This is a genomic window from Kitasatospora sp. NPDC057500 (assembly GCF_042802195.1).
Taxonomy (GTDB): Bacteria; Actinomycetota; Actinomycetes; order Streptomycetales; family Streptomycetaceae; genus Kitasatospora.
Window position 1 is genome coordinate 57,212 of record NZ_JBHVER010000024.1, and the last position, 7,526, is coordinate 64,737.

The 7,526-nt window shown below is 73.4% G+C and carries 10 protein-coding genes; 8 read left to right on the forward strand and 2 right to left on the reverse strand.

Going from position 1 to position 7,526, the window contains the following annotated elements; translation table 11 throughout:
* Positions 1-24: 24 nt before the first annotated feature.
* Together ACFU74_RS08290 and ACFU74_RS08295 are read left to right on the forward strand one after the other, a co-directional pair.
* Positions 25-180 carry a hypothetical protein gene (locus ACFU74_RS08290; RefSeq protein WP_380753651.1) on the forward strand — a complete coding sequence of 52 codons (156 nt, stop codon included), beginning with the start codon at positions 25-27 and terminating at the stop codon, positions 178-180.
* 10 nt (positions 181-190) lie between these two features.
* Positions 191-436: a hypothetical protein gene (locus ACFU74_RS08295; protein ID WP_380753654.1), complete on the forward strand. Its 246-nt coding sequence runs from the start codon at positions 191-193 to the stop codon at positions 434-436.
* 341 nt (positions 437-777) lie between these two features.
* On the opposite strand, the gene ACFU74_RS08300 is transcribed toward ACFU74_RS08295, so the two are convergent.
* The gene (locus tag ACFU74_RS08300; protein WP_380753657.1) at positions 778-1,476 is read right to left on the reverse strand and encodes a DUF5324 family protein; all 699 of its coding nucleotides are present in this window, start codon (positions 1,474-1,476) and stop codon (positions 778-780) included.
* Between the two features lie 289 nt (positions 1,477-1,765).
* On the opposite strand from ACFU74_RS08300, the gene ACFU74_RS08305 reads away from it, so the two are divergent.
* Entirely contained in the window at positions 1,766-2,674 is a 909-nt protein-coding gene (locus ACFU74_RS08305; RefSeq protein ID WP_380753660.1) for a rhomboid family intramembrane serine protease, read from the forward strand.
* Between the two features lie 364 nt (positions 2,675-3,038).
* On the opposite strand, the gene crgA is transcribed toward ACFU74_RS08305, so the two are convergent.
* The gene (gene crgA, locus ACFU74_RS08310) at positions 3,039-3,287 is read right to left on the reverse strand and encodes a cell division protein CrgA (protein ID WP_380753663.1); all 249 of its coding nucleotides are present in this window, start codon (positions 3,285-3,287) and stop codon (positions 3,039-3,041) included.
* A 120-nt stretch (positions 3,288-3,407) separates the two neighbouring features.
* Between crgA and ACFU74_RS08315 the strand changes: the two genes are divergently transcribed.
* From ACFU74_RS08315 to ACFU74_RS08335, 5 genes are all read left to right on the forward strand, one after another.
* On the forward strand, positions 3,408-4,163 hold the full coding sequence (locus tag ACFU74_RS08315; protein ID WP_380753683.1) for a DUF881 domain-containing protein: 756 nt from the start codon (positions 3,408-3,410) through the stop codon (positions 4,161-4,163).
* A 74-nt stretch (positions 4,164-4,237) separates the two neighbouring features.
* Complete coding sequence (locus ACFU74_RS08320) at positions 4,238-4,417, forward strand: hypothetical protein (RefSeq protein WP_380753666.1); 180 nt, start codon at positions 4,238-4,240, stop codon at positions 4,415-4,417.
* A 55-nt stretch (positions 4,418-4,472) separates the two neighbouring features.
* Positions 4,473-5,135, forward strand: a complete 663-nt coding sequence (locus tag ACFU74_RS08325) for an aminodeoxychorismate/anthranilate synthase component II (protein ID WP_380753669.1) — start codon at positions 4,473-4,475, stop codon at positions 5,133-5,135.
* A gap of 5 nt (positions 5,136-5,140) precedes the next feature.
* Entirely contained in the window at positions 5,141-6,517 is a 1,377-nt protein-coding gene (locus ACFU74_RS08330) for a class E sortase (protein ID WP_380753672.1), read from the forward strand.
* A gap of 31 nt (positions 6,518-6,548) precedes the next feature.
* A complete protein-coding gene (locus ACFU74_RS08335) occupies positions 6,549-7,466 on the forward strand; it encodes a class E sortase (RefSeq protein ID WP_380753675.1) in 918 nt (305 codons plus the stop codon).
* The last annotated feature ends 60 nt before the right edge of the window (positions 7,467-7,526 follow it).

A 7,526-nucleotide genomic window follows, 5' to 3' on the forward strand; every position in this document is an offset into this window, starting at 1 on the left:
GCGCCACCAGGCGGACGCCCACCGATGACCGACGACCCCCAGGCCGACTACCGCGCCGCAGCCGACCGGCGCCGGCACGGCCGCCCCGACCCGGCCGCACTCACCCGGGCCTACGCCGTCTCGATCGCCGCCCTGGCGGTGCTCGCCACCCTGCTGATCGCTTCCGCCGTCTACCACTGAGGAATCCCGCATGGCTATCTTCCGCAGGTCCACGCCGCCCCCGAGCGCGGAGGACCGGGCGGCCACCGCCGCCAACTACGCCGAGATGGCACGCGAGAACGCCGAGGACGGCGACGAGGGCGCCGCCAGGAACCGGCGGTACAAGGCCGTCCGGGCCGCGAAGGGCCACCCCGAGTCCGTCCTCGACAAGTCTTTCTTTGAGCCGCCCGGTGGTTCCAGCACCGAGGCTTCAGGCACCGGCGGGGTGCCTGACTGAGCCGATCGTCACGGGGGTCGAGCGCGAGGCTGACCCACCCGTCCAGATGACGGACTGTGACGATCGGGGCCGCCCCTGGGGACTTCCCCGGGGGCGGTTCTGCGTCTGGGCGGCCATGATCATCTGTGCTGCAATGTCAGCACGGGGCATCATCCGGAGACATCGGGCGACATCGAACGGCATCGAAAATGACCGATATGGCCGCGTCTGGCGCGTCACCGCAGGTCACAGTCTCGCAAAATAATAGTTCGAGTCTCCTAAGCTCCACAGTTGTTCCTCCACCGCGTGTGGACGGCGGTCGGCCGCTGACCTGAATTCGGGTCAGCGGCCGATTCGCGTTCTCAGTGCGGTTTGCGCGGGTCCTGCGGCTCGGAGCGGTCCTCGGCGGGTGGGGCGGCCGGGCCGGGGCCGGTGGCGTCCGGCGAGCCGTTCACCGGGGCGTCCGGGCCGGTGTCGGCGGCGCTGTCGCCGCCCGGGGCGGGCGTGGCGGCCGGGCGGGCCAGGGACGGGGGCTCCACCAGCCACTCCGGGTTGCTGCGGTGCCGCCACCACTGCCAGGTGGCGATGCCGGTGCCGATCGCGATCACCCCGGCCACGGCCAGTCCGGTCGCCCAGCCGGCCCGGCGCGACCTGCGGGCGTTGCGGGCCGCCAGGTCGCTGATCTCAGCCGAGGTGACGTTGCCGCGCATGGCGGTCAGCGCGGCGGCGCCGCGGGTCTGGGCCTCGTGGGCGACCGGAACGACGGCGGCGCGGGCCTCCTCGACGGCGTGCACGACCTTGGGGGCGACCGTGCACCGCGCCTGGTCGGCCGCCCGGGAGGCGGTGTGGCGGGCGGCCAGGGCGGCCTCCTGGGTGCGGTGCAGGGCCTTCAGGGCGTTCTGCTGGGCCTCCGGCGGCAGGCTGGCGAAGGCGTGACCGACCTGGGGGGCGATGTGCCGGTCGTACTGGACGCGGACGGCCTGGGCGGCGTGTGTCGCCTGGTGCCGGGCGTTGTCCGCGAGGTTGCCGGCCGTCGCTCGGGCCGAGTCCAAACGGGTCACGAGTCTCTCCTCCTGGTGGCGTCCTTTATGCACATATCCACCTGAATGACGATCATGCATCCGGATTTGTCCGGTGGCATGCCGGAGTGGGCCGTATGCGGGGCGTGCTGGGCCGGTGGGGGGCCGCCGCGCGGGGCGGGGAGGGGCCGGGCGGGCCCGGGGCGGGCGGGGAGTGGTGAATGGGCCGTCCGGCCGCGGGTATGGCCGCAGTAGGCTGGCGGTTCCGGCGGGTCCCCGCCGGGAGCGCGCACGTGTCGTCGCAGCAAGTCGTGGCAGAAGGGGATAGCCGATGCTCCCGGACGAGCCGAGGCCGCCGATCGACCCGACCCCGGGGGCGGGCAGCGGGAGCGGGCTGTCCCGTTGCTACCGGCACCCCGAGCAGGAGACCGGCATCGGCTGCTCGCGCTGCGGCCGCCCGATCTGCCCGCAGTGCATGGTGAACGCCTCGGTGGGCTTCCACTGCCCGGAGTGCGTCAGCGAGGGCGGCCGCCAGGTCCGCCGGGCGACCACCCGCTTCGGCGGGCGCCCGGCCGAGGACGGCGCGCTGGTCACCAAGGCGCTGATCGGCATCAACCTGGTCGTCTTCGTACTGGCCGCCTACGTGGTCACGCCCTGGCTGGCGATCGACCTCGAACTGCGCAGCTTCGCCCCCGACCCGTCCTACCCGTTCGCGAACGGGGTCGCCGAGGGCCCGGACCAGTGGTACCGGCTGCTGACCGCGGTGTTCCTGCACACCGCCCCCTGGCACATCGCCACCAACATGCTGGTGCTCTGGGTGCTGGGCCCGCAGCTGGAGACCGCCCTGGGCCGGGTCCGCTTCCTCGCGCTCTACCTGCTCTCCGGCCTGGCCGGCAGCGCCTTCGCCTTCCTGCTGGCCGGCGACGGGATGCGCTCGCTGGGCGCCTCGGGGGCGGTCTTCGGCCTGCTGGGCGCGACGGTGGTGCTCTACCGCCGGGTCCGGGCTCCGCTCGGGCCGATCATCGCGCTGCTGGTGTTCAACCTGATCGTCACGTTCTCGGTGCAGGGCATCGACTGGCGCGCGCACCTCGGCGGCCTGGTCGCCGGGATGCTGACCGCGGCCGGCCTGATGTACGCCCCGCGGGCCCACCGGGCGGCCGTGCAGGGGCTGACGCTGGCGGGGGTGGCCGCGCTGGTGCTGGTGATGGTCCTCGTCGGGACGGCCGCCTACGGCGGGTGATCCGTCGGCGCCGGACCGCGCACACGGCCGTCCGAGGGCCGCACGGTTGTCCACAGCGTGTGCGGACCTGTGCGCAGGCAGTGCGAACCACCGGAAGCGGACGGCTGTTCTACGCGTGTCCTGCTGTGCGGATCCACCGGGTGAGAGAAGGGCGCGCGGCGGTGTGGAAAGCGCCCCCGGCGCGAGTTATCCACAGGCCCGTGTGACTTTTCCCCAGTGTGGATAACCATGTGGATAAACACGATGAGCGGATAACCGGAAGCGGTCCCGCGGTGGCTGCCCGCCGTCCGGGCGCACCACGACGCCGCCCCTGGACGAACCGTCCGGGGCGGCGGTGGAGGAGCTCAGGGCAGCAGCCCCGGCGTCACTTCCACTGGGTGGAGACGCCGAAACCCGCCGCGATGAAGCCGAAGCCCACCAGGATGTTCCAGTTCCGCCAGCTCTCCACCGGCCAGCTGCCGCTGGTCACGTAGTAGGTGACGATCCAGACCAGGCCGATCAGGAACAGCGCCAGCATCAAGGGGGCAACCCAACCGCGGCCCGAACTGATCTTCACCGTGGCCGTGGTCGGCGGGGTGTAGTCGGGCTTCTTGCGGAGTCGAGACTTCGGCACGAGGAGCTCTCCTGTCGATGCGCTGTGACCGCGCAGGGGTTCACGGTGGTGTGGCGGCGTCCGTTAGCGTAGTGGTTCGGCGGGTCCGAAGGAGATAAGGGTACGGTGCCTAATTTGTCGATTCCCCCTCGGCCTGCTCCCATCCGCGACTCCGGCACCCGAATTGTCGGACGTGCCCTGACCTGCGCCGTCTTCGCGCTCGCCGGACTGCTCTTCTACATCAGCGCGCAGACCGCGCGCGGCACCGACCTGCGCACCGACAACTCGCTGCTCAGCCTCTCCGACGTGATAAGGCAGCGCAGCGCGCAGAACCAGCAGTCCCAGGCCCAGCTCGCCGACCTCCAGGAGCGGGCCCAGCGGCTCACCGACCAGCAGGGCAGCCCGGCCGACGCCGCGCAGCTCACGGCCCTGGAGCAGGCCGCCGCCCTGGACCCGCTCCAGGGGCCCGGCCTGACCGTCACCCTCAACGACGCCCCGCCGAACGCGACCGCGCGCATCCCCGGGGTGCGCGAGCCGGACGTCAACGACCTGGTCATCCACCAGCAGGACATCCAGGCCGTGGTCAACGCGCTCTGGCGCGGCGGCGCCGAGGGCGTGCAGGTGATGGACCAGCGGCTGATCTCCACCAGCGCCGTCCGCTGCGTCGGCAACACCCTGCTGCTCCAGGGCCGGGTCTACTCGCCGCCGTACGTGGTCAAGGCGGTCGGCCGGACCGACGCGCTGCGCGCCTCGGTGGAGTCCGACCAGACGATCCGCAACTACCTGCAGTACGTACAGGCGTACGGACTGGGCTGGAAGGTGCAGGAGAGCGGTGACCTCGCACTGCCCGGCTACTCGGGAACGGCGGACCTGCGCGCGGCGACCGGCCAGCAGTAGAGGGGCGGGACGGGCCTGGCCGCCACGGGACGGGGTCTAGTCTTGACCCCAGTCCGCTACGACGAGGGAGCACCATGTACGGCTGGATCTGGCGACACCTGCCGGGGAACACCCTGGTCAAGGCCGTGATCTCGGTGCTCCTCGTGCTGGGGACCGTCTACCTCCTCTTCACCTACGTCTTCCCCTGGGCGGAACCGCTGCTCCCCTTCGGCGACGTCACAGTGGACGGAGAAGGCGACGGCGCCGTCGGCTGACCCGGCGGCACCGCTCCCCGCCCCAGTCCCCGCACCCCCCGGAGAACGCGCCCCCATGACCTCCCGGCCGACCCCGCCCCGCATCCTGGTCGTCGACAACTACGACAGCTTCGTCTTCAACCTGGTCCAGTACCTCTACCAGCTCGGCGCCACCTGCGAGGTGGTCCGCAACGACGAGGTGACCGTCGAGCACGCGGTGCTCCGCGACGGCGACCGGGGCTTCGACGGGGTGCTGCTCTCCCCCGGCCCCGGCGCGCCCGAGGAGGCCGGGGTCTGCATCGAGATGGTGCACCACTGCGCCCGGGCCGGACTGCCGGTGTTCGGCGTCTGCCTGGGCCTGCAGTCGATCGCGGTGGCCTACGGCGCCGTGGTCGGCCGGGCACCCGAGCTGCTGCACGGCAAGACCTCGCCGGTCGAGCACGAGGACGGCGGCGTGTTCGCCGGCCTGCCCTCGCCGCTCACCGCGACCCGCTACCACTCGCTGGCGGTCGACCCCGCGACCGTGCCGGACGAGCTGGTGGTCACCGCGCGCACCGCGAGCGGTGTGGTCATGGGGCTGCGCCACCGCGACCTCGCGGTGGAGGGCGTGCAGTTCCACCCGGAGTCGGTGCTCACCGAGGGCGGCCACCGGATGCTCGCCAACTGGCTGGCCGAGTGCGGCGACGCCGCGGCCGTCGACCGGTCGGCCGGGCTCGCCCCGGTGATCGGCCGGGGCTGAGGGGCGTGACCGCGGTGCGTCCGGAGGGGCGCCACCAGCCGGAGGCGGACCCGCAGGGCGGCGGCGCGCACCAGGGCGGCGGGCCGTACCGGCAGCAGTACCCCCAGGGCGCGTACGCGCAGGCGCCGGACCAGTACCAGCCGGACCAGTACCAGCAGGGCCAGTACCAGCAGGGCCACCAGCGGGGACAGTACGCCCAGGGCCAGTACCCGGCCGGGCCGTACCAGCAGGACGCCCACCGGCAGGACGGGTACGGCGGGCAGCAGTACCCGCCGGGGCCGTACCAGCAGGGCCAGTACCAGGGCTACGACCCGTACCAGGAGCAGCAGCTGCGGCGGGGCGGCCACATCCCCGCCCAGCCGGGCCCGGACCAGGGCGGCTGGGCGGCCCAGAACGGCGCCGAGGACGGCTGGTCCGTCTACGAGCAGGCCGCGCCCCCGGTGGCGCCCCAGCGGGCGGAGGAGACGCTCCGCCTGCACCTGGAGAGCCCGGAGGCGCCCGGGACGCCGCAGGCGGTGCTGGCCGCCGCCGAGACGGTCACCATGGACGTGGTGGACGCCGGGGCCGGCGAGTCCGGCCCGCCGGCGCCCGGCGGGCGGGCCGAGCGCCGGAAGGCCGCGCAGGGGCGCGGACGGCGCCGCGCGGGCGGCCGGACCGCCGCCGCGGAGCGGCCCCGGCCGAAGGAGTCGGTGGCGGTGGTCTTCGCCCGCTTCCTCGGCGAGCTGTGCATCACCCTCGGCCTGGTGATGCTGCTCTTCGTCTCGTACCAGCTCTGGTGGACCAATGTGCAGGCCGACGCGGCCGCCGACGGGGCCCGCAGCCAGCTGGAGGAGCAGTTCGACGCGGCCGTCCCGGCCCCGGCGGCGGGACAGCCGGCGCCGGACCCGGCCAAACCGGAGACCTTCGAGCCCGGCAAGGGCTTCGCGATCATCCACATGCCGAAGCTCGGCCAGAAGTTCCCGATCGCCGAGGGCACCGCCAAGGGGTCGGTGCTCGACAAGGGCCTGGTGGGGCACTACACCGGGACCGGGATGCCGGCCGACAAGGCGGGCAACTTCGCGCTGGCCGCGCACCGCAACACCCACGGCGAGCCGTTCCGGCGGATCAACCAGCTCGGCAAGGGCGACAAGATCGTGGTGGAGACCGCGAGCGCGTTCTACACCTACGAGGTCACCGGCGGCATCCCGGAGACCCCGCCGTCCAATGTGAGCGTGATCAAGCCGGTGCCGAACGGCGCCGGGTACAGCGGCGCGGGCCGGTACATCACGCTGACCACGTGCACGCCGGAGTTCAGTTCGAAGTACCGGCTGATCGTCTTTGGCAAGATGATCGAGGAACGGCCGCGCAGCCAGGGCAAGCCGGCCGCCCTCACGGGAGGCTGACCGCGAGCGGGCGAGTAGCAAGGGGAGAGACGTGACGCAGGAGACCGAAGCGGTGGCCGAGGAGGCCTTCCCGTCCGGGCCGCCGTCCGGTCCGCAGCCCGTCGGCGGTCGCGCGCCGCGGCGCGGGCGCGGACGGGCGCTGGCCGTGCTGGGGGTCTTCGGCGAGCTGCTGATCACCGTCGGACTGGTGCTCGGCCTGTTCGTCACCTACTCGCTCTGGTGGACCGACGTGCTGGCGGACCGCTCCGCCGCCGCGGCCTCCGACCAGCTGCGCGACTCCTGGGCGGCCGGCGGCCCGGCCGGCCTCCCGCCCGGCTCCGCGGCGACCCCGGGCACTCCGGCCGCCACCGACGGACCGGCCGTCCTGGCCGACCCGAACGCTCCCGACGCCGCCGGCGGCGCGGCCGCCGGCAACGGCCCGGCGGGCGGTGCGGGCGGTTCCGGGGCGTCCGCCGCGACGGGCACGGGGATCGGCTTCCTGCACGTCCCGGCGATGGGCCGGGGCTACCAGGTGCTGATCCGGATGGGCACCGACGCGGACACCCTGGCCGACGGCGTCGCCGGGGTCTACGAGCAGCCGTACCGCGCGGCGATGCCCTGGGACGCCTCCGGCAACTTCGCGCTGGCCGCCCACCGGGACGGGCACGGGGCGAAGTTCCACGACCTGGACGCCCTGCGCAAGGGCGACCCGATCGTCGTCGAGACCCGGGACAAGTGGTACGTCTACCGGGTCGACAACACCCTGGCGGAGACCTCCAAGTACGACACCGGCATCGTCGCCCCGGTGCCGAAGGGCTCCGGCTACACCGAGCCCGGCCGGTACATCACCCTGACCACCTGCACCCCGGTCTACACCTCGCGCTACCGGATGGCGGTCTGGGGGAGCCTGGTGCGGGTGGACGACATGGACGCCCGGCGCACCCCGCCCGCCGAGCTGAAGCGCGGCTGAGACCCGCCGCTCCGGCCCCGCCCGGGAACGCTGCCGGAACGCCCGAGGGCCCGTCGACAC